This is a genomic window from Qipengyuania sp. GPGPB31, assembly GCF_038396345.1.
GTDB lineage: Bacteria > Pseudomonadota > Alphaproteobacteria > Sphingomonadales > Sphingomonadaceae > Qipengyuania > Qipengyuania citrea.
Genome location: NZ_CP149572.1, coordinates 1,058,911 through 1,084,393, shown reverse-complemented (window position 1 = coordinate 1,084,393; position 25,483 = coordinate 1,058,911). Strand labels below are relative to the sequence as shown.

Here is a 25,483-nt window from a genome sequence, read left to right as displayed (position 1 = left end):
CAGCAATATAGCGTGCCCGCGCCATTCTTACAGGTGCACGGGCGGGGCATCCCGCGGCGGGACGCCGGTCTCGCGCCATGCTTAACAGATATTTGCTTAACGAAGAGCGTCTCTTGTGCATTGCAAAAACCCGCGTTAAGCGCCTCGGCGAGTCACGGGTTGGCCTGTTCACGCAGGCCCGAAGAGGGAAGGAGGTGCAAACCCTCCGCTGCCCCCGCAACTGTGACCGGGGAGCGATCCCGCCACATGCCACTGGGCCCTGGCCCGGGAAGGCGGCGGGAAAGCGTCGATCCGGGAGCCAGGAGACCTGCCCATGACTGTCGTTCGGCCGCGGGCGGGGTGTATCGTAGGCAAACGTGGAAGGAGCAATACTGCTCCCTCCCGTCATGGACGGCATTTCGTCTGTGATAGGAGGTTACGTGTACAAATACCTGTTTTTCCTGACGGCTTCGGCCGTGCCCGCTGCTGCATTGGCGCAAAGCTCGAGCGAACAGGCGCTCGCTGAGATCATCGATCGGCAGGATGCGGAAGGGGCCACGCCGGCCGCAGTCTATGCTCCGGCAGCGGCGCCGCGCGATGCGGCGGTGATCACGGTTACCGCCAACGGGCTCGGCACCGATCTGCGCAACACCGGCCAGTCGGTCACCGTCATCGAACGCGACGAGATCGAGCAGGTGCAAGGGGCCGACCCGGCGCGGGCATTGAACCGTGTCCCCGGCCTGTCGCTGTCGCGCAGCGGCGGGATCGGCCGGGTGACCAGCGTCAATCTGCGCGGGGCCAGTTCGGACCAGGTGCTGGTCCTGATCGACGGCGTGCGCGTGGCCGACCAGGCCAGCCCCTCGGGCGGGTTCGACTTCGGCAATCTGCTGCTCGGCACTGCGGGCAAGATCGATGTGCTGCGAGGTTCGAACAGCACGATTTGGGGTTCCGAAGCGGTCGGCGGCGTCATTGATATTTCCACGCGGACCGATCGCGGGCTCAGCGGCAGCATCGAATACGGCGCGCGCGATACGCTGTTCGCCAGTGCGGCGGCAGGCGCGGGCAATGATCGCGTGTTCATCGGCCTGACCGGTTCGTGGTACGAAACCGACGGCTTTTCGGCAGCCGCCTCGGGCACCGAGGCCGACGGTTCGCAGCAATTCGCGCTGGGCACGACCGCCTTCGTCAATCTGACACCGAGCCTCGAGCTGTTCGCGCATGGTAATTTCGCCGAGGGCGAGGTCGAGATCGATGGCTTCCCCGCACCCGCTTTCGTGCTTGCGGATACCGAGGATACGCAGAAGACCACCCGCTACTGGGGCGATGTCGGGCTGGCCTATTACGGCAACGACCTCACGCTGCGCGCCGCCTACAGCCGTTCGGACACCGAACGCGCCAATCGCAATGGCGCAGGCACCGAAACCTTCGCCAGCGACGGCAGCTCAGAACGCGTTTCGCTGCGCGGCGAATACCGTCTGCTGGGCGGACTGGCGCTGGCCTTCGGCGGCGACCACGAATGGACCGCGTTCGAAACCAGCTTCGATGCTTCGGCCGAAACCGAGATCAGCGGCGCCTATGCGCAGCTTGGCTGGGTGATGGGTCGGCTGGCCGCGCATGCCGGCGCGCGCGTGGACGACCACGAACAGTTCGGCACGCATGTCAGTTTCGGCGGCGATGTCAGCTATGGCTTCGGCAGCGACTGGCGGCTGCGCGCCAGCGTGGGCGAAGGCTTCAAGGCGCCGACGCTCTACCAGCTGCTGTCCTTCTACGGGAACACCGAGCTCGAACCCGAGGAAAGCACCAGCTATGACCTCGGGATCGAGAAGGGCCAGCGCGGTTCGGGCCTGCATCTGGCGCTCACCGGGTTTCGCCGCGACAGCGACAATCTGATCGGCTTCGGCTTCACTGCCGAGCGCCCGTCGGGTGTCTATCTCAACACGGCGCGCGCGCGGGCGCAGGGTGTCGAGGCCGAAGCCGGCATCGACCTGCTGCGCGGGCTGCGGCTGGCGGGGATCTATTCCTATGTCGATGCCGAGGACCGCACCACCGGGCTCGACCTTGCGCGCAGGCCCGAGCATTTCGGGACGATCTACGCCGACTGGCAAAGCGCTTTCGGCCTCGGTCTGGGCGCGGACCTGCGCATCGTCGGTCCGAGCTGGGATAATGGCGCCAACACCAACCGGCTCGACGGATTTGAACTGTTCGACCTGCGCGCTTCCTTCGGGATCGGCGACAATCTCGAGCTGTTCGGCCGGGTAGAGAACGTCTTCGATGCCGATTACCAGACCGTGGCCGGTTACGGCACTGCCGGACGCAGCGTGTTCGGCGGGATCAGGGCGAAGATGTGAAACCGCTGATCGTCGCATCGGTCCTGCTGCTCGCCGCTTGCGCGGGGGCGGGGCCGGTGCGCCGCCTCCCGAACGCGGGCCGACGATCGTCAGCCTCAATCCCTGCACCGACGCGATCCTTGCCGAGGTTGCGGCTCCCGGGCAGTTGCTGGCGATTTCGCACTACAGCAAGGACCCCCGCGCCAGCTCGATGGAAGCGGCAGTCGCGGCGCGGTTCGCGGCGACTGGCGGGACGGTCGAGGAAGTGCTCGCGCTCGATCCCGACGTGGTAGTCGCGGGCAGTTTCCTCGCGCCAGCGACCCGTGCGGCGCTGGCCGAACTGGGGATGGAGGTCGTCACCTTCGATATCGCTGCCGATGTCGCTGCCAGCAAAGAGCAGATCCGCGATCTCGCCGCGCTGGCGGGCGATGCATCCGCGGGCGCGCGCCTGATCGCCCGCATCGACGCTGCACTTGCTGCCGCCGCGCCCGCGGAGGGCGAAAGCGTCGCCACGCTGCTGTGGCAGCCGGGCGGGATCGTCGCCGGAGAGCACACACTGGTCAGCGACCTGCTGGTCCGCACCGGCTTCGCCAATGCCGCCCCTGCGCGCGGGCTGTTGCAGGCAGATTATGTCGCCCTCGAAGACGTCGTCGCCGCACCGCCCGAGGTCCTGTTGATCGCAGGCGGCGAACTGGGGCAGTCGCATCCGGTCCTTGGCCGCCTGGGCGATATGCACCGGGCGCGGTTCGATACCAGCCTGCTCTATTGCGGCGGGCCCACGATCATCCGGGCGGCCGAGCGGTTGGCCGCGATCCGGGCGGCCGCATCGTGAACCGCGCGATTCCGATCTTCGCCGGACTATTGGCCATCGCATTGCCCCTGTCGCTGCTGGCGGGGCGGGTGTGGCTCGACCCCGCAAGCACGCCCAATGCCGCGCTCATCCTCGCCGAATTGCGCCTGCCGCGCGCGGTGCTGGCGATCGTTGTCGGCGCGGGGCTGGGCGCGAGCGGCGCGGCCATGCAGGGCTATCTGCGCAATCCGCTGGCCGATCCGGGCTTGTTCGGCATCGCGCCGGGCGCGGCACTGGGCGCGGTCGCCGCGCTGTGGTTCGGCTATGCCGCTGCGCCCTATCTGCTCCCCGCCTTCGCGCTGGTCGGCGCGGGCGGCGCCATGGCGCTGCTGGCCGCGATTGCCGGCCGGACCGGAGGGATCGCGCTGTTCACGCTTGCCGGGCTGATGGTCGCCAGCCTTGCCGGGGCGCTGACCGCACTGGCGATCAGCATGGCGCCCAATGCCTTTGCGATGAGCGAGATCGTCATGTGGCTCAATGGCGCGCTGACCGATCGCAGCTGGCGCGATGTCTGGGTGGCCGCGCCGCTGGTGGTGCTGGGGGTGGCAGTGCTGTGGCGCAGCGGCCGCTCGCTCGATGCGCTGACGCTGGGCGAACCGGTCGCCCGGTCGCTGGGGGTCGATACCAACCGCCTGCTGTGGCTGCTGATTGCGGGGGTCGGATTGACCGTGGGCGCCAGCGTCGCGGTGGCGGGCATCATCGGCTTCGTCGGGCTGATCGTGCCGCATCTCGTCCGCCCGCTGACCGATCGGCGGCCCTCGCAGCTGATCCTGCCCAGCGCGCTTGCGGGGGCGCTGCTGGTGCTGGTGGCTGACAGCGCGGTGCGCGTTCTGCCGCTGGTTACCGAATTGCGGCTGGGCATCGCGCTCAGCCTGCTCGGCGCGCCGTTCTTCCTGTGGCTGCTGCTGCGCATGCGCCGGGGGCTGGCATGAGGCTGGCGGCGGCACAGCTGTCGATCGCCGAGCGGTTGGACCGGGTCTCGCTGATCCTCGAACCCGGCACGATCACCGCGATCTGCGGGCCCAATGGCGCGGGCAAGTCGAGCCTGCTCGAAGCGCTTGCCGGGCTGCTTCCGGCCGGCGACGGAGCGGTGTTTCTCGACCGGCAGCAGATCGCCGCGCTGCCCCTGCGCGAGCGGGCACGGCGTATCGGCTATCTGCCGCAAGCGCATGAAATCGCATGGGATGTGCCCGTGCGCAGCGTGGTCGAACTCGGCCGGCTGCCGCATGGCGACCGGCTGGCGGCACCGGTCGGTGCCGCGCTCGACGCGCTCGACATCCGGGACCTTGAAAATCGCCGCGCGCAGTCGCTGTCGGGCGGCGAGACTGCGCGGGTCCTGCTGGCGCGGGTGCTGGCGGGCGAACCGCAATGGATCCTCGCCGACGAACCGCTCGCCGCGCTCGATATCGCGCACCAGCTCGCGCTGCTGAGGCATTTGCGGCGGGCGGCGCAGGGCGGGGCGGGCGTGGTGCTCGTGCTGCACGATCTCGCGCATGCGATGAACCATGCCGACCGCGTGGTGGTGCTCGACCGCGGCGTGGTGGCCGCCGACGGCGCATGCGAAGACGCGCTCGACCAGCAGGTGATCGAGCGCGTCTGGAAGGTGCCCGTCCGGTGGATCGGCGAACCGCGCCACCGGGCCTTGGTCAGCCGGTGATCAGTTGACCGTGCGCGGCGGCAGCTTGCCGTCGGAAGCCTCGCTGTCCGCCGCTTCGTCACCCGCGATCAGGCCGCGCGCTTCGAGCATCGGGGTCACGTCGGGCTCGCGCCCGGCGAAGTTCCGGAACATCTCGAAATAGTCCATGGTCCCGCCCGTGCTCAGCACGGTCTTGCGATAATGGTCGCCATTGGCGCGCGTGAGCCCGCCATTGTCCATGAACCACTTGCGGCTGTCGCGGTCGAGCATCTCGGTCCACAGATAGCTGTAATAACCAGCGCTATAGCCGCTGGGCGAGCTGAAGATGTGGTTGAAATAGGTCGTCCGGTACCGCGGCGGCACCAGGTCGATTTCCAGCCCCAGTTCCTCGAGCGACTTGCGTTCGAAGGCGGTGACCTTCTCGGGCGTGTCGATCGCGGCGGCTTCCGCCTGCGACAGCGCGGCCCACTTCATGTCGAGCAGGGCAGCTTCGACGACTTCGCCGAAATCGTACCCCTGATTGAACTTCGAGGCGGCCTCGAGCTTCTCGATCATCTCGGCGGGGATGGTTTCCCCCGTCCGGTAATGCTTGGCGTAGTTCGACAGCACTTCGGGATAGGTGGCCCACATCTCGTTGACCTGGCTCGGATACTCGACGAAGTCGCGCGCGACCGCGGTACCCGACAGGCTTTCGTAGCGCTGGTCGGCGAAGAAGCCGTGCAGCGCATGGCCGAATTCGTGGAACAGCGTGTTGACGTTGTCGAAGCTGACCAGCTGCACCTCGCCCTGGGGCGCCTTGGGGATGTTGAGCACGTTGTAGATCACCGGCTTGGTGCCCCACAGATCGCTCTGGTCGACGAAGTTGCTCATCCACGCCCCGCCGCGCTTGGACTCGCGCTGGAACGGGTCGAAATAGAACAGACCCAGCTCGCTGCCATCGCGGTCGAACACCGTGTAGGTCGTTACATCGGGATGATAGACGGGCAGGTCGCTGCGCTTCTGGAAGGTCAGGCCGTAGAGCTTTTCGGCGGCATAGAACACGCCGTCCTCAAGCACGGTATCGAGCTGGAAATATTCCGCCATCGCGTCTTCGTCGAGGTCGTAGCGTTCCGCCTTGACCTTGTTGGCATAGCGGTACCAGTCCCACGGCTGGACTTCGAAATCACCCCCTTCGGCAGCGATCGCTTCGTTGAGCATGGCGGCTTCGCGGCGCTGCGTGTTGGCGAGCGCGGGGACCATGCGTTCCATGAAGCCGAGCGCGGTGGCGGGTTTTTCGGCCATGCGATCCCACATCGCGTAGCTGGCCCAGTCGGCTTCACCGAACAGCGCGGCTTTCTCGGCGCGCAATTCGGCGATCCTGGCAACCAGCGGGCGGGTGTCGATCGCGGTCGTGCCATTGGCGCGGTTGTAGCTTGCCTTGAAGAGCTTCTCGCGCGCGGCGCGATTTGTCATCGTCGGCAGCAGCGGCTGCTGCGTCGTGTTCTGCAGCGCGATCGCATATTTGCCCGCATAGCCCTTTTCGGCAGCAAGGTCGGCAGCCGCCTTGATGTCCGAATCGGTCAGCCCGGCGAGTTCGGCGCGGGTGTCGAAGATGACCGGCTGGTCGGCCATTGCGGCGCGTGCCTGCTGGCCGAATTCGGTCGTGATCTCGGACAGTTCGGAATTGATCTGCTTGACCCGCTCGCGCTCGGCTTCGGTCAGCAGCGCGCCGGCGTGGACCATGCCCTGGTAGGTCTCTTCGAGCAGCCTGGCGTCTTCGCGGGTCATCGCCATGGCGGCGCGGTTGTCGTACACCGCCTTCACCCGCGCGAAGAGTTCGGGGTTGAGCGTGATGGAATCGCCATGCGCGGTCAGCTTGGGACTGATTTCGGTGTTGATCTCATCGAGCCGGTCGGTGGTGTTCGACCCCGTCACGGCAAAGAACACGCGCGCCACCCGGCCGAGCATGCGGCCCGACTTTTCCAGCGCGACGATGGTGTTGCTCATCGTCGGCGGTGCGGGATTGTCGATGATCGCCTGGATCTCGGCCTTCTGGATCGCCATGCCCTGTTCGAAAGCGGGTAGGTAATCGTCTTCCGAGATCTTCGAGAAATCGGGCGTCTGGAAGGGAAGCGTGCTGTCCGCGGCAAAATAGCCGGTTGCCTCGGGCAGGTCGGCGGCCGCCATGTCCGGCTGGCCGATGGTATCGAGGTCTTCGCCGTAAGCGGCGGAGCACCCTGCCAGCAGTGCGGCGGATGCGACGGTGGCCAGTATCTGGGCCTTCATAGTGTTCCCCTCAGGATTGGCGCGCCGGCGGGTAAGCCCGGCGCTGGAATGCGAAGATGACTTGCGCGGATGGACGCCCCGGCACGCGCGCGCAAGCGTGGACACGTCACCGGTCGGCGCGTTTCCTACATTGGTCGAACGGCACGCGCTAACGCTGGTTCCGACCGGCTGGCGCAGACGCTGCGTCACGCGCCTCGCCCAGCGCGCGGCGATTGACGGTCATCAACCGCGGACGGCCGCCTTCGCGGTCGACCACCAGCCATACTGCACCCAGTTCGAAAAACCCGCCCTGGTCTTTCGCCACGCTCATTTGCGACAGGTCCAGCCGTTCCAGCAGCGCAAGCATGTCGGCATCGAAAATTTCGTCGAACACGGCTTCGATCCCGGCGCGATCGGCGATCTCGCGGCGGTCCCCATCGCCGTCGATATACAGCAGCGGCAGGCCGACCTCGCGGAGCAGCTTCGCCTTGTCGCCGCTGCGCGCTGCGGCGCGCAATGCAGTGATCGCGGCCTCGAACTGGCTCGCGCTGGTGCCGGTTGCGCAGGAAATCGCGCCGCCGTCGACGATATCGTGCGCGCGGTCGAATTCGGTGCGGCGTTCCTCCTGCGTGGACCACACCAGCAGCAGGCAATCGTCGGGCTGTGCGCTGCCTTCGGCAAGCAGGTGGGCGCGCACTTCGCTCTCGCGCTCGTCCTCGGGCATGCATCCGGCGAGCGCGCAGCCAAGGGCCAGCGACAGGGGAAAGGCGGTTGTCGGTTTCATTCCGGTTCCAGCGCATATCGCATTACGGGCTCGTAGACAGAGCCTTCGGGACGCAGGAAGCTTTCGTACAACAGATAGGCATCGACCTCCCACGGACCAAGACGCAAGCCCGCGGTCCGGGCCAGGAATGGCTCGAGCGAGCCGCTGGCTCGGTTGGTGCGCGCAAGGGTGACATGCGGATGGTACTTGCGGTGATCGGGTTCGACGCCGGCGGCAACGCAAATCTGTTCGATCCGGCGCCGCAGGCGCTGCAAGGTGACGTTGGGTTCCACGCCCGCCCACAGCGTATGCGTGCGGCCACTGCGGGCGAAGATACCGGTGCCCGAAAGCGCCATCCGGAAGCGGGGGAGGGCGGCAGCGCGCAGGCGCTCGGCCAGCTCGTCCGCCAGATGGGCGTCGACCTCACCGATGTAACGCAGCGTAACATGCAGTTGGTCGTCATCCTGCCACCGCACCGCATCGACGCCCTCCATCAGGTCGATCAGCGCGTCGCGGATCGCTGCGGGAGGGCGGATGCCGACGAAAAGGCGGTGGTACATGGTTCGGGTCTACAGGACGGTAGGGGAAAGTCCGCCGCCTTTGGCGGAAAATCCCGTGGATGATTAGCTGAAAGCGATCAGGTGGAGGCGAGCCCGGGCGTCTCGCGCGGGTCTTCATAGGCCGCTTCCATGAAGATTTTCGCGCGACGTTCGCTGCGATATTGCAAGCCCTTGGCGAATTGGCCGCCGGCATGCGTATAGTCCAGCTCGGCCGCGATCGCGTCGTAATCGCCGGCATCGATCGCGGCGTTCAGCCGCGGGCTCTCGCTCGGCGACACGTTGCCGATACCGACATTGTAAACCAGGTCGAGAAGCGCATCGAATTCGTGCTGGTGCAGCGGCAGGTCGCCGACCAGCTGGCGCACGCCTTCCTCGGCTTCGGCGAGATCGGCATCGAGAAACGCCAGCACCCGTTCCTCGCTGACCCGGTCACCGACGCGCAGCCTGTCTTCCGGTTCGACCAGATGGCCGACGCCCACCGTGGGGTAGCCCGCGACATCGCGGTAGACGGTGTAGCGCACGCCTTCTTCTTCGATCAGCGCCTGTTTGAACGTGTCGCTCGCTGTCAGCAGCGGTGCCGGCTTGCGCACGCCTTCGGCATATTGCGCGGTCATGTCCGCCGTATTGGACGGGGCGACGGGCGCTGGGCGGGGTGGACCGGTAAAGGCTGCAAGGCCGAGCGCCCCCGCACCCAGCATCAGTGTTGCCCGCTTGCGCGTCGATAGCTGCGGCCTGACATCGAAGGCCTGTGCGGCGGCCCGGCGCGCACGGCGCAATTCACGGCGGTGCTGGCGTTCGCGGCGCAACCGCTTGAGCAGGCTTCGCGGGCCTTCGCCGCGGCTGCCGCGCAATGTCGTATGCGACCAGTCGACCGCGTCGAGCGGCCGGTCCAGTTCGTCGAGAATCGCCTGCAGTGCATCGGCGTTCCGGTTGTTTCGCGCTGTGTTCTGCCCGTTGGGGCCTGATGGTTGCTTCCTGTGCGCGGTGTCCATTTCCATTGGCAGGGCACCTTTCGTTGATATTCGAATGAAGACACCTGCAAGTCTGGTCCGGGGTACGCGATTTCGTGAACCCGGCGCGGTGTCGGTCTTTCCCAATCAACGGGTAGGGCGGCTGGACGGTCCTCGGCTCGTCCCGGCGGGGCAACGCCCGGTCGGTGGCGGGTGCCCGTCAGGCGGCGCGGCGCACGCGGTTGCGGCCGGTGTTCTTCGCTTCGTAGCACGCCGCGTCGGCGCGCAGCAGCGCATCGTCCAGGCCCTCGCCGAAGCGCCAGCCGGTCAGGCCGATCGAAGCCGAAATACGGATATCGGGGTGCTCGCTGAACCCGCGGGCGATCTGCGCGATCGCGCCGCGGAGGCGTTCGGCAGCGTCGGCCGCCGTGCCATCGTCCAGCCCGCGCGTGATCACGAGGAATTCCTCGCCGCCCAGCCGAAAAGCCTGTTGACCGGCGGCTGCGGGCAGGGTGCCGCCCCATTCGCGAATGGCATCGGCCGTCGCGATCAGCACGTGGTCGCCCACGCCGTGACCGTATGTGTCGTTGATCGCCTTGAACCGGTCGAGATCGATGGTCATCAGGTGGCGCGGCTGGGTGCTGCGTTCGATCCGCGTTTCCTCGAACAGCTTGCGGCGGTTGAACAGACCCGTAAGCGGATCGCGCCAGCTGAGGAATTCCGCATGCGCCAGCGCATCGGCCAGGTCTTCCGACAACTGGCGGTTCTCGACCAGCACTTTCGCCGCGCTCTGGATGTGCTCGCCGGTGGAAGCGCTGTAGATGCGTATCCCGATGACGATCAGCGCAAGAATGACCACCAGCGCAGGATGCTGCACCCCGGGATGCAGGACAATCATCCCCAGCACGGTGAGCCAGAAGCTCGCCAACATGGCGTCGCGTGCCACTGGCAGGGCGGCAAGGGTGACGGCGATGAGCGTCACGACGATTACCACTACGCCGCGCACCAGATTGACGGCCACGACCGAACTGTCGGGCGGCGGCGGCCACAGCATCAGCGCCAGCGTGATGCCGGTCAGACACATGGCGAACAGGACGACCCGTCTGGCCGATTGCGCAGGCTTGCGTGCTCGCATCACGCGTTCGAGCTCGCCGACGGCCTTATGTGTATAGACGAAGGACGTCGCGCGCAGCAGCAGGAGGACCGTCATGGCAGCCGCGTTGGGCAGCATGGCGACACCGGCGGCGAGCATGGCCAGCCCGATCATGCTCGCCAGAACTGAGCGACGCTCGCGCTCGAGCATGGCAATTACCGCCTCGCGCTCGATCTCGAAAGGATCGACCGCCAGCCGCGTGAGCCCCTGGCTCGCAGTGTCGTCAAAACGGCTATCGGTGAACAATGGTGCGACCCTTCGTGTCCCGCGCATCGCGGGCGCTGCGGCATAGCGCCAATTGGTTAACGAACTCCAACGCGAAAATCACCATGTAGTAGCCTGCCACGACCGTGCCCCTACCGGTAGCTCGATTGTGACAATGGTTTGACAATCGATCGGTGCCCGCTGCCCGCTGCAATCGATCGGCAGCGTTGTAAATCGCGCCGGCGAACCCACATTCGCGGCACCACTGCGGCCGCCCATGCGTTCGGCCCGTACCCGCCCTTGACCCTAGCGAACAATTCGGGAACACGTTTCCTTCATGGCACTCACCAAAATTTCCGTCCGCGGCGCGCGTGAACACAATCTCAAGGGCGTCGACATCGACCTGCCGCGCGACAGCCTGATCGTGATCACCGGCCTCAGCGGTTCGGGCAAGTCGAGCCTCGCCTTCGACACGATCTATGCCGAAGGGCAGCGGCGCTATGTCGAGAGCCTCAGCGCCTATGCGCGCCAGTTCCTCGAGATGATGCAGAAGCCCAATGTCGAGCATATCGATGGGCTCTCACCCGCCATCTCGATCGAGCAGAAGACCACCAGCCGCAACCCGCGCTCGACCGTCGCGACAGTGACCGAGATCTACGACTACATGCGCCTGCTGTGGGCGCGCGTGGGCGTACCCTATTCGCCCGCCACGGGACTGCCGATCGAGGCGCAGACCGTCTCCAACATGGTCGACCGGGTAATGGAACTGCCCGAGGGCACACGCATCTACCTGCTCGCCCCCGTGGTGCGCGGGCGCAAGGGCGAATACCGCAAGGAACTGGCCGAATGGCAGAAGGCGGGCTTCACCCGCGTGCGCGTCGACGGCGAGCTCCATGCGATCGAGGACGCGCCCGCGCTCGACAAGAAGTTCAAGCACGACATCGAGGTGGTGGTCGACCGGCTGGCGGTGAAGGAGGGCATCGAGACCCGCCTTGCCGACAGTTTCGAAACCGCGCTCAAGCTGGCCGAGGGGCTCGCCTATGTCGATCTCGCTGATGGCGCGGTGCCCGGGCGCGAGGACGAGGGGGCCGCGGCCGGCGGCGCGATGAAGGGCGCGGGGCTGCCCGCCAACCGCATCGTCTTTTCCGAGAAATTCTCCTGCCCGGTCAGCGGCTTCACGATCGAGGAGGTCGAACCGCGCCTGTTCTCCTTCAACGCGCCGCAGGGCGCCTGCCCGACCTGTGACGGCATCGGCGAGAAGCAGCTGTTCGACCCGCAGCTGGTCGTCCCCAACGAAGCGCTCAGCCTCAAGAAGGGTGCGGTGGTGCCCTGGGCCAAGAGCAACCCGCCGTCGCCCTATTACATGCAGGTGCTCGCCAGCCTCGCGAAGGAATACGAGTTCGACCTGACCACCCCGTGGCAGGAGTTCGACGCCGAGATCCGCGACATCATCCTCCACGGCACAAAAGGCCGCGCGATCCCGCTGACCTTCAAGGACGGGCGCAAGAGCTACACCGTCAAGAAGCCGTTCGAGGGCGTGATCGGCAATCTCAACCGCCGCATGCTCCAGACCGAGAGCGCGTGGATGCGCGAGGAACTGGCCAAGTTCCAGACCGCGCAGCCCTGCGAGACCTGCAACGGCAAGCGGCTCAACCCCAAGGCGCTCAGCGTCAAGATCCCCGGCCCCGCGGGCCCCACCGACATCGCCACCCCCACGCAGATGAGCGTCGCCGATGCCAAGGCGTGGTTCCTCGGCCTCGACGGGCACCTGACCGACCAGCAGGCGCAGATCGCCAAGGCCATCCTCAAGGAAATCAACGAGCGGCTGGGCTTCCTCGACAATGTCGGGCTCGACTATCTAAACCTCGACCGCACTTCAGGTACGCTGAGCGGGGGCGAGAGCCAGCGCATCCGCCTCGCCAGCCAGATCGGCAGCGGTCTCTCGGGCGTGCTCTACGTGCTCGACGAACCCAGCATCGGCCTCCACCAGCGCGACAACGACCGCCTGCTCGAAACGCTGAAGCGCCTGCGCGACCTCGGCAATACGGTGATCGTGGTCGAGCACGATGAAGACGCGATCCGCGCCGCCGATTACGTGGTGGATCTCGGCCCCGGGGCGGGGGTCCACGGGGGCGAGGTGGTCGCCGAAGGCACGCTCAAGCAGGTGCTGAAGAACAAGAAATCGCTCACCGCCGCCTATCTCACCGGCCGCCGCGAAATCGCGGTCCCGCCCAAGCGGCGCAAGGGCAACGGGCACCAGCTCACCGTCCACGGCGCGCGCGCCAACAACCTTGCCAACGTCACCGCCAGCCTGCCGCTGGGCACCTTCACCTGCGTCACCGGCGTCTCGGGCTCGGGCAAGTCCAGCTTCACCATCGACACGCTCTACGCCTCCGCCGCGCGCGAACTCAACGGCGCGCGTATCGTCGCGGGCGCGCACGACAAGGTCACCGGGCTCGAATATTGCGACAAGGTGATCGAGATCGACCAGTCGCCGATCGGCCGCACCCCGCGCTCCAACCCCGCCACCTACACCGGCGCCTTCACCCAGATCCGCGACTGGTTCGCCGGCCTCCCCGAAAGCCAGGCGCGCGGCTACAAGCCCGGGCGCTTCAGCTTCAACGTTAAGGGCGGCCGCTGCGAGGCGTGCCAGGGCGACGGCCTCATCAAGATCGAGATGCACTTCCTGCCCGACGTCTACGTCACCTGCGAACAATGCGGCGGCAAGCGCTACAACCGCGAAACGCTCGAGGTGAAGTTCAAGGGCCACTCGATCGCCGATGTGCTCGACATGACGATCGAGGATGCGGAGGAATTCTTCAAGGCAGTCCCGCCGATCCGCGACAAGATGCACATGCTCAACGAGGTCGGGCTCGGCTACGTCAAGGTCGGCCAGCAGGCGACCACGCTGTCGGGCGGCGAGGCGCAGCGCGTCAAGCTCGCCAAGGAACTCGCCAAGCGCAGCACCGGGCAGACGCTCTACATCCTCGACGAGCCCACCACGGGCCTGCATTTCGAGGACGTGCGCAAGCTGCTGGAAGTGCTCCACCGGCTGGTCGAGCAGGGGAACTCTGTCGTGGTGATCGAGCACAATCTCGATGTGATCAAGACGGCGGACCATGTGCTCGACCTCGGGCCGGGCGGAGGTGTGCGCGGCGGTGAGGTGGTTGCGCAAGGGACGCCCGAGGAAGTGGCGGCAGTCGACGCGTCCTACACCGGTCATTATCTGCGCCCGATGCTCGACCGCGCGAAGGAAGCAGCAGAATAGCTCACCGTCGCCCCGGACCTGATCCGGGGCCGGTGCTACCACTTCCTACTACCGAGCGGTTTCTACCCGCCGTCTCACCATTCCTTTTCGGGCGCGGCGGCGACCATGGGTAAGCACATTCCCAAGGCCGTCGGCGTTGCCATCCTCGCCGTGATCACACCGCTCATCATCTGGGACGCAAGCCGCACCAGCGACGCGCTCGACGAGCTCGACCGCGATGTGCGCGCCTCGCGCTACGAGGCCTGCCGCGACAAGAGCCACGAACTCGGCCTCCCGCTGCACAAGGCGCAGCCCTTCTGCCGCTGCGTGACTTATGTTCGTACTGAAGGATTTCATCAGCGGAAACGAAGGGATTTTGCGCGGCAGTTTTGAGTGCGGTTTGATGTTGTCCTAACTCGGGCAGCGGCTGGGGATAATCCTCTTTCTACTTAGACATTGTAGGTCTTAGACAATACACAAAACAACTCAGCAAAGTTGGACAGCATTCTGGTGTCAGTATCACGCCGTTTTGATAAATTTCTCGCTGATGCGAGGCTCACTGCAACTCAACTGGCGGAGGGGCGGCGAGCGAAGGAAAGCGTCGTAGCAACCTTAAATCGGCATTACTATGGCATCCGTTCCTCGGACCAACACAGCCGATTTATTGGATCATGGGCAAAATCCACACGGATACGGCCGCCTCGTGACGTCGACGTTCAATTTATACTTCCTCAATCGGTACGGGACAGATTCGATCTGCGCGTAGGCAATAAGCAGTCGCAGATTTTGCAAGAAGTTAAAGGCGTCCTTTCAAAAGAATATTACTCTACGTCCATTCGCGGGGATGGCCCCGTTGTCCAAAAACCTTTCTCAAAAATTCTCGTCGAGGTGGTGCCCGCTTTTGTTCGATATCCCAGTGGGACATATGTCTGCGTGACGTCGTATGGGGGCTATTACAAAGCAGAGGACTATCCTGCTCAAGAGGCTCATATAAACGCTAGCAATTCTCGTACGAATGGTAATACAAAAGATCTGATTAGAATGTTGAAGGTCTGGCAGCGCCATTGCAATGTGCCTCTCCGCTCATTCCTAATTGAGCTAACTTCCGTTGGTTTCCTTGATAATTGGGGGAGTTCCGGAAAGTCGTCGACATACTACGACTGGATGATCCGAGACTATTTTCAATATCTGTTGAGGCTTCAGAATGGCACGGCTTACGCTCCGGGTACGGGTGAAGCGATATCTTTGGGCGATGCGTGGGCTAGCCGCGCGGAGACAGCACTTGCTAGAGCGCGTAGAGGCTGTGAATTCGAGAGCGCAGAATTAATAATTTCTGCGGGCGAAGAGTGGCAGAAGATATTCGGGGCTAATATACCAAAATATGTCTGAGAAACAGCGAGAAGCATTAATAGCTGAGTGCCAGCGACAATACGAGTCCTGCTTGTATACGGCAGCGAGCCTTTGGATCTATCAAAGATCAGCTAGAAGGCAAAAACTGTTCTTTATAGTAGCCCCAATTATATTCGCTGCGTTGGCAGGATCGGATATTTTGGGGTATTTTGGGTCTGGTGAGACTGGTTTGGCGCTCTTTTTCGCGCTTCTAGCTGGTTTTTTTCCGTCGATATATTCTGCGCTAGAGTTGGGCCTGCGCGAGAAAGAAATTGGTAGAGCGGCAGCTGATTTCACGAAGCTACGGGATGACTTTCGACAACTGGCCCATGTGCATAGTCATGAATCATTTTCCGATTTCTTCGCCAAATTCGAGCGTGTTAAGGAACGGAAAGAGTTTGTCCGCTGTGATGCACCAAACGCTCCAGAGCGGTTTTTCAAAGACGCTCAGGCGAAGATAAACAAAGGCGATTATACCTTTTGGGTTGATGATCAACGAGACCCTACGCTGCCTGACGCGGTAGAGGATCCGCGATTGGAGGGTTAAAGTCGCGTGATTATAAGCAATAGCCTTTCCTTCATTTGGTTCAGTTTGTATTACTCCTCAAACGAACATAACTAACCCAGTTCGCTCCAAACGAGGACGGACCGTGAGCGCTTTTTTTGTTCGCGCCCATAAGCGCTGTTCGCGACGCGTCCGCGCTCTTTGGATTGGCGCTTCGCACTATCGCCCCGAATTCCGCGCATAAGCTCGTTCGGCCGGTCGATCTTGCTTCGGCGTTGGCTTGGCTACCTTCACCAGTCAGCGAGTAGGTGCCATCTGGGTTGAACGAGTAATCCTGTCCTACACGTCCCTCACTGTCTAAATAACCCGGTTCCCTTCCTCGCAAGCAAGGCGAACCGATGCAGACCTCCCCCTATATTCCCGCAAACCACCCCATCATCCTTCACGCCGACCTCCATGCCGAGGACGAGCGCGCGCCGCAGACGCAGTTCGTGGTCGAGCGGCAGGTGGCCTTTCTCGAGGCGCTGGCGACCACCGGCAGCGTGCGCGCGGCGGCGGCGCGGGCGCGGGTGTCGCACCAGACCTGCTACCGCGCGCGCCGCGCCCAGCGCGGGCTTCGGGCGCGCCTGGGATGCGGCGCTGGTGGTCGCGCGCGGCGCGGCCGAGGCCAAGCTCGCCGATTACGCCATGAACGGGATCGAGGAGGAGGTGTGGTATCACGGCGAGCACAGGGGCGAGCGCCGGCGCTTCTCCGACCGGCTGCTGCTCGCGCATCTCGCGCGGCTCGACCGGATGCGCGGCGATGAACGGATCGAGGCACTCGCGGAGGATTTCGACGGCATGATCCTGCGGCTGCGCCGCGGCGGGCCGATCGAGCCCGAAGTGGCCGATCCCGCCCCCGCCGAGCCCGCGCAGGAGGGGTGCGGCACTTCTTCGCCTGGACCGTGTAACAGGCGGTCCATGTCTCCGGCGGACCCGCAGGACGATGAGGGGGCGGGGGCAGCCTCCGACCCAGGCGAACCGCGCTGCGACTGCGCCGGTGCGCGCCACGGGACCGATCGCGGGCAGAAGCATTACCGGCGCGGGGCGCAGGGGCCCGAACCGGTGATCAATGTCGCGGGCGAGGGGCCCTGCTGCGACGCGCCCGACTGGCCGCAGTGCCGCGATTGCCCGCACTATCCCCCCGTGGGCCGGATCCTGCGCGAAATGGAGGAAGCACGCCCCGCCGGCGCCCCCGCTCCGCACGAACAGGGCAACGGCGCCGCGGTCGAGGGCGTGCAGATCGAGGCCTTCTGCGCGGGGCTCGCGCAGTGGTGGCTGCTGACCAGCGAAGAAGAGCTGCAGCGCGCGCTGGCGGAGGGGATGGGGGAGGATGAGGAAGGGTAGGGAGTGAGAGAGGGAGAGAGAATCCTTGTCTTACGCACCCGCATCCGCGGGCGCATCCTCGGGGCTGTTCCTTCGTCGCTGCGCTCCTACGGGCCCCTGCGGGCGGCCGGTCGGCCTTGCCGGGCCTGCGCCGGCCCGGTTCTCGTACGCATCGGACAGGTTGCGCTGGTCCCGAGCCGCAGGCGAGGCAAGCGCGGAAGCGTAGTCGAAGACGCAGCTGGCCGAAGGCCACCTGCACGCCCGCCCGCAGCGGGTGCAGCTTGCTGCACGTCTAGCGAGGACGAACCGACGGATGTCGGTTCGAAACACAAAGACTCCCCCGCGGATGCGGCTTCGCAAACCTACACGTTGATCAGCCCGAACTTGAGCCCCTTGACCGCGGCCGAGGCGCGGTCGGTCACGTCGAGCTTGGCGAAGATGCGCTTGATGTGCGTGGCGATGGTGGGGCGCTTGTTGCCGAGGATCATCGCGATCTCCTCATTGCTCTTGCCGCGCGCGATCCAGTGCAGGATGGTGATCTCGCGCGGGGCGAGGTGCGGGCGCTCGACCTCTTCGGACGCCAGCTGGTCGATCCGCAAATGGGTTGCCTGCGCGACGCTGTGGAGGATCGGCACATCGGCATGCGCGATGCGGTCCTCGTGGTCGATCATGGTGATGGAGAACACCGCGATGTGCTGGCGCGGGCCGAAGGTCGGCAGCAGGAAGCCGTCGGTCAGCCCGTGCTCGCGCGCCGCGTCGATGAACAGCTGCTGGTTGCCGGTCAGCCGGCCTTCGGCGACATCGACCAGCCGCAGCGGCCGGCCCGCGCGCGCGGCGAGGCCGGGCAGCGGGTCGTATTCGGCGAGGCGTTCGCGGTAGCTGGCGACGAAGCCCTCGGGGAAGCCGAAGGAGGTCACCTCGCTGCGCCCGGGATCGGTGCGCGAGGGGCGCGCGTAGCTCAGCGCGGCGAAGCCCTGCGTGCGGAAGAAGGCGCGCGCGACCGCGAAGACCGCGCCTTCGTCCTCGGCCGCGGCGATCTGGCGGATGGCCTGGCTGTCGTCCATGGCGTGCGTCGAACCTCCCCCGAAGGCATGCGGGCTGCGGCATGCCTTCACTGGATGTCATCCACTCGCATGACATGCAAGCGTGTCGGCATGTTGGCGGGCAAAGGGCCGTACATGAATACCGCATCGGGCCCGTTGGCGCTGCGAAGCACGTATCTCTACGTAGTGTCTATGGATGTAGTGCACATGGGTGACATGCATTCAGACGACTAGGGAAAATACCGCGTTAATCATAGTCAAAGGGCAGGGCCGGGGGGACCATCGCTTGACCGACCCGGGGGGAATTGACGGAACGGGATCGTCACGCGATGCAAAACTCTACCTTTGTTGTCATCGACAGCAACTATCGGACACGTCACGAGCTGGTGCGGGCACTCGGCACGATGGCCTATGTGGTGCCCGCGGATTCGCTCGAGGAGCTCGGCGGGCGCTGGCCCGAACAGGGCTGGCTGCTCGTCCACGACACCGGCACGCAGGTGGCCGACACCCAGCGCGCGCTGCGCGAGGCGGGGCAGTACCTGCCGGTGGTTCCCTATTCGCAAGGCGCCAGCATCGCGCATGTGATGGACGCGCTCTCCGCCGGTGCGGCAGGCTATCTCGAATGGCCCTCGGCGCATGACGCGCTGCAGCGCAGCCTGGAAACAATCATGGCGCGCAAGTGGCAGGGCTCGGCGACATCGCTGGCACAGGCCCGCGCCAAGCAGCGCATCGACCTGCTTTCGCCGCGCGAGAAGGAAGTGCTGACCAGCGTATGCGAAGGCTATTCGAGCAAGGAAGTCGCGCGGACGCTCGGGATCAGCCCGCGCACGGTGGAGCTGCACCGCGCGAATGTGCTGACCAAGCTGGGCGTGCGCAATGTCGCGGCTGCGGTGAAGCTGTCGGTCGAGGCGCGGTTCGAGAGCGCCGCCGCCGAGATGGCACAGTCCGAGACATCCGAGATGGCTGCCTGACGACGGGGCACCTGCGGCCCGCGGGCCGTCCTATGGTTCGAGTATGGCGAGGTGGACGGTGCCATGCCCGCGGCGGATCAGGCCCAGCTGCGATGCCGCCTCACGGCTGACGTCGATCACGCGGTTGCCATGAAACGGCCCGCGGTCGTTGATCCGCACCGTAACGCTTTTCCCGCTGCTGGGGTTGGTCACCTCGACCAGCGTGCCGAACGGCAGTGTGCGATGCGCCGCGGTCAGCGCATGCATGTCGAAGCGCTCGCCGCTGGCCGTGCGGCGGCCATGGAAACGGCGGCCGTAGTAGGATGCCACACCCACACCCAGCGGGCGCGCAGCGGGCGCGACCTCGACCGGTGGTTCGATCGTCGAAAGATCGACGACCCGGCCTGCCGGTTCGGGCGGGGGCGGTAGCGCCTCGAAACGCGCAAAGCTGGTCTCGAAGGCCGGCTGCCCGCCAGCCGCATGTGTGCGTTCCTGCGGCTGCGCGGCAGTGGCCGGCATGGCAAGTGCGGCAAGTATCACCATGCTGCGCAGCGCGCGATTGACCATGATCGGACCTCCCGTTCGGTTCACGGGGATATAGGCGATAGAAACGGGCGAGTCCCACCGGCGGGCGCCGGTTGCCCCATTGGCGCCACAGTTCGTCGTGTCTCGCGATGCCGGGCGGAAACTTCCGGGTTCGCCCATCGGCGGTGCCCCGCAAATGCAAAAGGGGCCGGCATCGCTGCCGACCCCACTCTCACCGATGCGTGGACTTGCCTTGCGACAAGCACTTGGCATCCAGTGCCTGTCCTTCCAGCCTGTCCTGAGACAGGGGCGGAAGGATCCGTCACCGGCGCTCGCACCGGCATCCGACCTCGCCCTCCAGCAGGCCCATCGGGGTGCGTCAGGCCGAAGCCCTCGCTTCCCTTGCCGAGCCGGCCTTCGCCGGGCGGTGCCGCGATCCGGCTTTCCGTTACTGGCCGAAGCCTCGAGCAGAGGGGCGCGGATCGGGTATGAAACCGTCAGCTGCGCCGCCTCCTCGGCATTCGACCGGATCAGCCCGATCCATGGACAATGAACTTTGCGCTTCCGTCATCGACCGTCTTGCTGCGGGCTTGCGCCTTCCGCAATACGGCCTCTGGAAACACATGGACAGCATTCCCCATGTCTTTCCGGTGTGGAATTCTAAAGCGATTTCAAGCCGTTAAGCCCTGATCGCGTTGGCTTTCCAAGCCGTTCCGTTAGATGAAAGCTGCGCCCGGTCGAACGATTCGTCCAGCGCCGGACGGGCAAGTTTTCCACTTTTCCAGCTTTTCGCTGTGGAGGATAGTGGACAACTCAACCGGCTGCCGCAAACCTGCTCCGAAGCAGGTCCGCAGTCAGCGATCGCGCTTGGCAAGCAGCCTGAGGCGCAGCGCGTTGAGCTTGATGAAGCCTTCCGCATCCTGCTGGTCGTAGGCGCCGGCATCGTCCTCGAACGTCACATGCGCTTCGGAATAGAGCGTGTCGTCCGACTTGCGGCCGACCACCATGGCATTGCCCTTGTACAGCTTGAGCCGCACGGTGCCCGAAACCTTCTCCTGGCTGAGGTCGATCGCCGCCTGCAGCATTTCGCGCTCGGGGCTGAACCACAAGCCATTGTAGACCAGCTCGGCATAGCGCGGCATCAGTTCGTCCTTCAGGTGCGCGGCGCCGCGGTCGAGCGTGATCTGTTCGATCCCGCGATGTGCGCGGGCGTAGATCTCGCCGCCCGGCGTCTCGTACATACCGCGGCTTTTCATCCCGACGAAGCGGTTCTCGACAAGATCTAGCCGGCCGATGCCATGCTTGCGGCCAAGGTCGTTAAGCGCGGCGAGCAGCGTGGCGGGGCTCATGGTCTTGCCGTCGAGCGAGACGCCGTCGCCCTTCTCGAAACCGATCTCGATATATTCGGGGGTGTCGGGCGCGTTTTCCGGATGGTCGGTGCGCGAATAGACGTAATCTGGGGTCTCTTCCCACGGATCCTCGAGTACCTTGCCTTCGGACGAGGTGTGCAGCAGGTTCGCATCGGTCGAGAACGGGCTTTCGCCGCGCTTGTCCTTGGGCACAGCGATCTGGTGCTTTTCCGCCCATGCGATCAGCGCGGTGCGGCTGGTCAGGTCCCATTCGCGCCACGGGGCAATGACCGTGATGTCCGGGTCGAGTGCATAGGCCGAGAGTTCGAAGCGGACCTGGTCGTTGCCCTTGCCCGTGGCACCATGCGCGATCGCATCGGCATCGGTTTCCCGCGCGATTTCGACCAGGCGTTTGGAAATCAGCGGCCGCGCGATGCTGGTGCCGAGCAGGTAGTCGCCTTCATACCGGGCATTGGCACGCATCATCGGGAAGACGAAGTCGCGCACGAACTCCTCGCGCAGGTCCTCGATGTAGATGTGCTTGTCGGGAATGCCCATTGCACGGGCTTTCTCGCGCGCGGGTTCGATTTCCTCGCCCTGTCCCAGATCGGCGGTGAAGGTCACCACTTCGAGCCCGCGCTCGACCTCGAGCCACTTGGCGATGACCGAGGTATCGAGACCACCGGAATAGGCGAGGACGACGCGTTTGATATCGGACATTGGGGCACCTTCACTGTTCGAGGCGCGCCGCTAGCAGGGCGAGGGGGCTCTAGGCAATCGATTCACGCTTTGGCGGCAACAAGCGGACATGCGCCGATGTCTTGGCCGCGTCCTGAGGCCGAGGAGGGCGGATAGGGGGCGCCTGACCCGGCAGCGAGCGCGGGGCCACACCGAGTATCACGTGGAAAAGCGTTCAGCGAAGCTGGCTGTCCTTGCTGCCGCGGCGGTTGATCCCCGTGCTGCGCGCGCTGGCATCGAGACCCGACTGGCATTCGACGCAGCGCTTCACGCCCGGCAGCGCCTGACGCCGCCGCTCGGGGATTCCCTCGCCGCATTCGATGCACCACTGTTCGCTTTCGCCCACGGGCATGCGCGACCGTGCGGCGCTGACCGCGTCGGAAATAGTGTCGTCGATCTGGTCCTGTACCGCGCCGTCGCGCGCCCAACCACCTGCCATGACTTTTTCCTTTCCGGGCGAATGTGGGTGTCCAACCAGCTGGAATCAACCAGATGCGTAGCGTCAGCGGCTTTCCAGCATGCCGCCAAAGTGCCAGACTACGCCTGCAGGCAGACAGGGAGAACTTGGATGGCCGAGCCAAAGACGCAGCCCCGCGAAACGGACCCGGCCGATTTTCTCGCCACGGTCGAGCCCGCGCGCAAGCGAGAGGAAGCGCGCCAGCTCGACGCGCTTTTTCGCCGCGTCACCGGGGAAGAGCCGTGCATGTGGGGACCGAGCATCATCGGATATGGCGCCTATCGCACGACCTACGCGAGCGGGCGCGCAGTGCACTGGATGCGGACCGGTTTCAGCCCGCGCAAGGCACGGCACTCGCTGTATCTGATGGGCGGCTATTGCGACGAGGAAACGGGCGGTCGCCACGCCGCTTCGCTCGAGCGGCTGGGCAAGCATGCGCGCGGCAAGAGCTGCCTCTATGTGAACAAGCTGGCCGATATCGACCTCGCAGTGCTCGAAGAGATGATCCGGACGGATTGGGAAGCGATGAAGCGCCGCTATCCCGATTGATCAGATCCCCGCATACCACTGGTAGCCGGCGCGATCTTCCCAGTAGCCGCCCTTGCCGAGCCCGATATCGTCGAGGCTGGCGACGGCTTCGATCCCGGTCAGATACTTGGCGTGTTTGTAACCCAGCTGGCGCTCGATCCGCATGCGCAGCGGCGCCCCATTGCGGATGGGAAGCGGTTCCCCGTTTAGCCGGTGCGCCACGATGGTTTGCGGGTGGTAGGCATCGATCAGGTCGACGCTTTCGTAATAGTCCTGGCCGTTGAGATTGTCGGCGCAGCGGAAGACGATGAAGCGTGCTTCCTCGCGCAGACCGGCAGCGTCGAGCAGCAGCGACAATTGCGGTCCGGTCCATTCGCCGATCGCGCTCCACCCCTCGACACAGTCGTGCCGCGTGATCTGCGTGCGCTGCGGCAGCCGCCGGATATTCTCCATGCTCAGGCTGAGCGGTGTTTCGACCAGCCCGCCGACGGTCAGTCGCCAATTGGCAAAGCCTTCCTCCGCATGCGCCGGATAGCCGCCCGTTTGCGGATCGGTCGATCCATTGCCGCGGAAATAGGGCGAAATGGCGCTGCGCGGGTATTCGGGCGCTAGGGCGGTGCGGTCGGTCAGCAGCCGATGGGCGCTCTCGTGCCATTTCTCCGCTGCGCCCAGCAACGCCTGGCCCGGCTGGCTATCGGCCACCCGGTTGCATCCGGCGACGAAAGCCGCACCCAGGGTGACGAGGAAATTGCGCCGCTTCATGCCTGGCTGCCCCCGGAGATCATCGCGCGCATCTGTCCGATGGGGCCGGACAGCAGGACCAGCAGGACATGGACGACGAAAAATCCCGCCAGTGCGAAAGCGAAGATAAAGTGCAGCGAACGCGCGGATTGCCGGCCGCCCATCGCTTCGACCAGCCAGCCGAAGGTGGGTTCCATCCCCGGGCTGATCGCGATGCCGGTCAGGACCATCATCGGCAGGAACACCCCCAGTACAAGGCCGTAGGCGAGCTTCTGGAGGAAATTGTATTTTCCCGCGCCGTGATCGAACTCGAGCCGCAGGTGCGCGCGGACATCGCGCCATATCGCAGCGGGACGCCATTCGCTGCGGCGAGTGGCGATGTCGCGAACGAAGTGCCGATTGGCAAGCATGGCGACCCACATGAACAACAAGCCCAGCGCATAGGGCCACGCCATCAATATGTGCCAGTCGCGCGCGACTGCGAGGCTGTAATAGCCCGGAATGGTCATCCAGTCGGGAAAGCGCGGCACTGCCAGCCACGCCTGTTCGGGGGCAAAGCCCCAGTCGCCCCAGTACAGCCGGCGATGCGCATTGGAGATCGTCAGCCCGGACATGAACAGCACGACCACACACAGCAGGTTGAGCCAGTGCCACAGACGGGTGCTGAGCGCGTGGCGCTTCACGCTGCCTGCCCCGCGCGCGCGAGGTAGATCACGTCGCGCGGCTGCGACAGCAGGTGCTGGCCGCTGTCAATATACAGCGTCTGCCCGCTGGCGAGGTGGCCAGCGGCAAGGAACAGCGCGGCATCGGCCACTTCGTCGGCGCCGGTCTTGCGGCCCAGCAGGTTCATCCGGTGCGAAATCTCGGTTTCCTCCTCGCTCTGGTCGTGGCTGGCAAGGATCGCGCCTGGCGCCAACGCATAGACCCGGTCGCGCGCGCCCGCCGCACCCATCGCGAGCATCGGCACGGTCGCTGCGACCGCATGCTTGCTCATGGTGTAGCTGAAGAAATCGGGATTGGGATTGGCCATCTTCTGGTCGGTCAGCTGGATGACCCGCCGCCCGCCCGGGGCCTGCGCCCCGGCAAGATAGGCCTGAGCCATGCGTGTCGGGGTGCGCGCGTTGATCTGCATCGTGCGCGCATTGGTTTCCGGATCGAGCGCAGTCACCCGGTCCGGGTCGAATATCGCCGCGCAATTGACCAGTGCGCGCCAGTCACCCAGCCGCTGCGCCAGCGTTTCGACCATCGCCACCGCCGCATCACCATCGGCAAGGTCGCACTGGAGGCATTCCGCCGATGGCAACGTTTCGGCAAGGCGTTCGGCTTCGCTGCGCGAGGAGCCGTAGTGGATCACGACATGCCAGCCCGCCGCGCCAAAGCGGCGCGCGATGGCGGCACCGATCCGTCTTGCTCCACCGGTTACGAGCACTGCTGGCCTGGGATCAGTCATCGCCTACGACCATAGCGCCGCGCGCACCAAAAAAGGCGCGCCGCCACCTGAGGGGAGGGTGGCGACGCGCCTCGTGCACAGCCCCCGAGGGATCGGAAGGGGGCTGGATCAGGAGTGGATCAGGCGGTTACCGGCACTGCAGGCTGCCGCGGTCGATCTCGCGACCGACGAGCCCGCCGACCGCGCCGCCGAGTATTGCGCCGAGCGTGCGATCGCCGTTGCCGGCAAGCTCGTGTCCGGCAAGCGCGCCGACCCCGGCGCCGATCACCAGCCCGGTCGTGCCGTTGTCGCGCTTGCAGTAATACCGGCCGTCACCGCCGCGCCACATGCGGTCGCTGCGGCTGATCCGGCGCGGTTCGTAATAGCGTCCGCGGTCGTCGTAGACGCGGTCCTTGGCGCGCTTGCCGTGGGCGGGGGCCCAGGAGGGCGGGTCCGCAGCGGCCGGGGCGGAAAGGCCGGCACCCGTAAAGGCAAGCGCTCCGGCGGCGAGGGTGAGGGTGAGTTTCTTCATTGTCGTATCCGTTCGGCGA

At 65.3% G+C, this 25,483-nt stretch carries 24 protein-coding genes and 1 riboswitch; of the genes, 11 read left to right on the top strand and 13 right to left on the bottom strand.

Translation table 11 applies throughout. The annotated features are described in order from the left end of the window. Positions 1-139: 139 nt before the first annotated feature. Positions 140-330, top strand: a riboswitch (cobalamin riboswitch). Between the two features lie 89 nt (positions 331-419). The 4 genes from WKH79_RS05500 to WKH79_RS05485 are packed head-to-tail and all read left to right on the top strand — an operon-like array spanning position 420 to position 4,813. Next, positions 420-2,327 carry a TonB-dependent receptor gene (locus WKH79_RS05500; protein ID WP_341859860.1) on the top strand — a complete coding sequence of 636 codons (1,908 nt, stop codon included), beginning with the start codon at positions 420-422 and terminating at the stop codon, positions 2,325-2,327. Positions 2,328-2,364: 37 nt separating this feature from the next. Next, positions 2,365-3,138: an ABC transporter substrate-binding protein gene (locus WKH79_RS05495; RefSeq protein ID WP_341859859.1), complete on the top strand. Its 774-nt coding sequence runs from the start codon at positions 2,365-2,367 to the stop codon at positions 3,136-3,138. Next, a complete protein-coding gene (locus WKH79_RS05490) occupies positions 3,135-4,088 on the top strand; it encodes an iron ABC transporter permease (RefSeq protein WP_341859858.1) in 954 nt (317 codons plus the stop codon). Before WKH79_RS05495 ends, WKH79_RS05490 begins: the two co-directional genes overlap by 4 nt. Next, on the top strand, positions 4,085-4,813 hold the full coding sequence (locus tag WKH79_RS05485; protein WP_341859857.1) for an ABC transporter ATP-binding protein: 729 nt from the start codon (positions 4,085-4,087) through the stop codon (positions 4,811-4,813). The genes WKH79_RS05490 and WKH79_RS05485 overlap by 4 nt, the downstream gene beginning before the upstream one ends. On the opposite strand, the gene WKH79_RS05480 is transcribed toward WKH79_RS05485, so the two are convergent. The 5 genes from WKH79_RS05480 to WKH79_RS05460 all read right to left on the bottom strand — a co-directional run bounded on the left by WKH79_RS05480 (position 4,814) and on the right by WKH79_RS05460 (position 10,708). Further along, positions 4,814-7,057: a M3 family metallopeptidase gene (locus WKH79_RS05480; RefSeq protein ID WP_341859856.1), complete on the bottom strand. Its 2,244-nt coding sequence runs from the start codon at positions 7,055-7,057 to the stop codon at positions 4,814-4,816. Between the two features lie 148 nt (positions 7,058-7,205). Next, complete coding sequence (locus WKH79_RS05475) at positions 7,206-7,820, bottom strand: hypothetical protein (RefSeq protein WP_341859855.1); 615 nt, start codon at positions 7,818-7,820, stop codon at positions 7,206-7,208. Then, a complete protein-coding gene (gene thpR / locus WKH79_RS05470; RefSeq protein WP_269420799.1) occupies positions 7,817-8,359 on the bottom strand; it encodes an RNA 2',3'-cyclic phosphodiesterase in 543 nt (180 codons plus the stop codon). Before thpR ends, WKH79_RS05475 begins: the two co-directional genes overlap by 4 nt. Before the next feature lie 77 nt (positions 8,360-8,436). Continuing rightward, positions 8,437-9,357: a lysozyme gene (locus WKH79_RS05465; protein ID WP_341859854.1), complete on the bottom strand. Its 921-nt coding sequence runs from the start codon at positions 9,355-9,357 to the stop codon at positions 8,437-8,439. Positions 9,358-9,529: 172 nt separating this feature from the next. Continuing rightward, entirely contained in the window at positions 9,530-10,708 is a 1,179-nt protein-coding gene (locus WKH79_RS05460; protein ID WP_341859853.1) for a diguanylate cyclase, read from the bottom strand. A 295-nt stretch (positions 10,709-11,003) separates the two neighbouring features. On the opposite strand from WKH79_RS05460, the gene uvrA reads away from it, so the two are divergent. The 5 genes from uvrA to WKH79_RS05435 all read left to right on the top strand — a co-directional run bounded on the left by uvrA (position 11,004) and on the right by WKH79_RS05435 (position 17,193). Further along, a complete protein-coding gene (uvrA, locus tag WKH79_RS05455; protein WP_341859852.1) occupies positions 11,004-13,934 on the top strand; it encodes an excinuclease ABC subunit UvrA in 2,931 nt (976 codons plus the stop codon). A gap of 105 nt (positions 13,935-14,039) precedes the next feature. After that, entirely contained in the window at positions 14,040-14,306 is a 267-nt protein-coding gene (locus tag WKH79_RS05450; RefSeq protein ID WP_341859851.1) for a hypothetical protein, read from the top strand. Between the two features lie 102 nt (positions 14,307-14,408). After that, on the top strand, positions 14,409-15,302 hold the full coding sequence (locus WKH79_RS05445) for a hypothetical protein (protein ID WP_341859850.1): 894 nt from the start codon (positions 14,409-14,411) through the stop codon (positions 15,300-15,302). Next, complete coding sequence (locus WKH79_RS05440; RefSeq protein ID WP_341859849.1) at positions 15,295-15,849, top strand: hypothetical protein; 555 nt, start codon at positions 15,295-15,297, stop codon at positions 15,847-15,849. The genes WKH79_RS05445 and WKH79_RS05440 overlap by 8 nt, the downstream gene beginning before the upstream one ends. 600 nt (positions 15,850-16,449) lie before the next feature. Beyond that, complete coding sequence (locus WKH79_RS05435; protein WP_341859848.1) at positions 16,450-17,193, top strand: hypothetical protein; 744 nt, start codon at positions 16,450-16,452, stop codon at positions 17,191-17,193. Between the two features lie 341 nt (positions 17,194-17,534). On the opposite strand, the gene WKH79_RS05430 is transcribed toward WKH79_RS05435, so the two are convergent. After that, a complete protein-coding gene (locus WKH79_RS05430; protein ID WP_063505782.1) occupies positions 17,535-18,236 on the bottom strand; it encodes a LuxR family transcriptional regulator in 702 nt (233 codons plus the stop codon). 308 nt (positions 18,237-18,544) lie between these two features. On the opposite strand from WKH79_RS05430, the gene WKH79_RS05425 reads away from it, so the two are divergent. Beyond that, on the top strand, positions 18,545-19,186 hold the full coding sequence (locus WKH79_RS05425; protein WP_341859847.1) for a LuxR C-terminal-related transcriptional regulator: 642 nt from the start codon (positions 18,545-18,547) through the stop codon (positions 19,184-19,186). A 30-nt stretch (positions 19,187-19,216) separates the two neighbouring features. On the opposite strand, the gene WKH79_RS05420 is transcribed toward WKH79_RS05425, so the two are convergent. The 3 genes from WKH79_RS05420 to WKH79_RS05410 all read right to left on the bottom strand — a co-directional run bounded on the left by WKH79_RS05420 (position 19,217) and on the right by WKH79_RS05410 (position 22,216). Then, a complete protein-coding gene (locus WKH79_RS05420) occupies positions 19,217-19,732 on the bottom strand; it encodes a septal ring lytic transglycosylase RlpA family protein (protein ID WP_341859846.1) in 516 nt (171 codons plus the stop codon). Between the two features lie 812 nt (positions 19,733-20,544). Continuing rightward, on the bottom strand, positions 20,545-21,759 hold the full coding sequence (locus WKH79_RS05415; RefSeq protein ID WP_160766637.1) for an argininosuccinate synthase: 1,215 nt from the start codon (positions 21,757-21,759) through the stop codon (positions 20,545-20,547). 193 nt (positions 21,760-21,952) lie between these two features. Further along, on the bottom strand, positions 21,953-22,216 hold the full coding sequence (locus tag WKH79_RS05410; protein ID WP_341859845.1) for a DksA/TraR family C4-type zinc finger protein: 264 nt from the start codon (positions 22,214-22,216) through the stop codon (positions 21,953-21,955). Positions 22,217-22,345: 129 nt separating this feature from the next. Here WKH79_RS05410 and WKH79_RS05405 point away from each other — a divergent pair, with 129 nt between their 5' ends. Next, entirely contained in the window at positions 22,346-22,783 is a 438-nt protein-coding gene (locus WKH79_RS05405) for a DUF1801 domain-containing protein (RefSeq protein WP_063505778.1), read from the top strand. Here WKH79_RS05405 and WKH79_RS05400 read toward each other — a convergent pair whose 3' ends face one another. The 4 genes from WKH79_RS05400 to WKH79_RS05385 all read right to left on the bottom strand — a co-directional run bounded on the left by WKH79_RS05400 (position 22,784) and on the right by WKH79_RS05385 (position 25,464). Next, positions 22,784-23,524, bottom strand: a complete 741-nt coding sequence (locus WKH79_RS05400; protein ID WP_063505777.1) for a molybdopterin-dependent oxidoreductase — start codon at positions 23,522-23,524, stop codon at positions 22,784-22,786. Then, positions 23,521-24,186 (bottom strand): cytochrome b/b6 domain-containing protein, encoded by a 666-nt coding sequence (locus tag WKH79_RS05395; protein ID WP_063510596.1) that lies wholly within the window; start codon positions 24,184-24,186, stop codon positions 23,521-23,523. Before WKH79_RS05395 ends, WKH79_RS05400 begins: the two co-directional genes overlap by 4 nt. Beyond that, positions 24,183-24,953, bottom strand: coding sequence for an SDR family oxidoreductase (locus tag WKH79_RS05390; protein ID WP_341859844.1), 771 nt, complete (start codon positions 24,951-24,953; stop codon positions 24,183-24,185). The genes WKH79_RS05395 and WKH79_RS05390 overlap by 4 nt, the downstream gene beginning before the upstream one ends. A gap of 127 nt (positions 24,954-25,080) precedes the next feature. Continuing rightward, positions 25,081-25,464 carry a glycine zipper 2TM domain-containing protein gene (locus WKH79_RS05385; protein WP_050601040.1) on the bottom strand — a complete coding sequence of 128 codons (384 nt, stop codon included), beginning with the start codon at positions 25,462-25,464 and terminating at the stop codon, positions 25,081-25,083. Between the last annotated feature and the right edge of the window lie 19 nt (positions 25,465-25,483).